The organism is Methylobacterium frigidaeris, assembly GCF_022179185.1.
GTDB lineage: Bacteria > Pseudomonadota > Alphaproteobacteria > Rhizobiales > Beijerinckiaceae > Methylobacterium > Methylobacterium frigidaeris.
Genome location: NZ_BPQJ01000178.1, coordinates 1 through 293, shown reverse-complemented (window position 1 = coordinate 293; position 293 = coordinate 1). Strand labels below are relative to the sequence as shown.

Below are 293 nucleotides of genomic sequence, written 5' to 3'. Positions count from 1 at the left end.
AGCGTCCGACACTGGCCAGGATCGCGTCGGCTGACTTGGTCCAAACGAATGGCTTGGGATGAGCGTTGGTTTCGGCGATGTAGTCTCGGATCGCTGCCTCCAGGTCCTCTGTGCTGCTGAACGCACCGCGCTCCAGCCGACGCCGGCTCAGAACGGAGAACCAGCACTCCACGAGGTTGAGCCACGACGCGCTCGTCGGCGTGAAGTGGAGGTGGAACCGCGGATGCTGGACCAACCAGTCATGCACCAGGGTCGTCTTGTGCGTCTTCAGGTTGTCGAGCACGAGATGCACC

1 protein-coding gene is annotated in these 293 nt (G+C 62.5%); it reads right to left on the bottom strand.

Translation table 11 applies throughout. The features are described 5' to 3' along the window. A partial coding sequence (locus MFF64_RS36750) for a transposase (RefSeq protein ID WP_238193964.1) occupies positions 1-293 on the bottom strand: 293 nt, incomplete at both ends.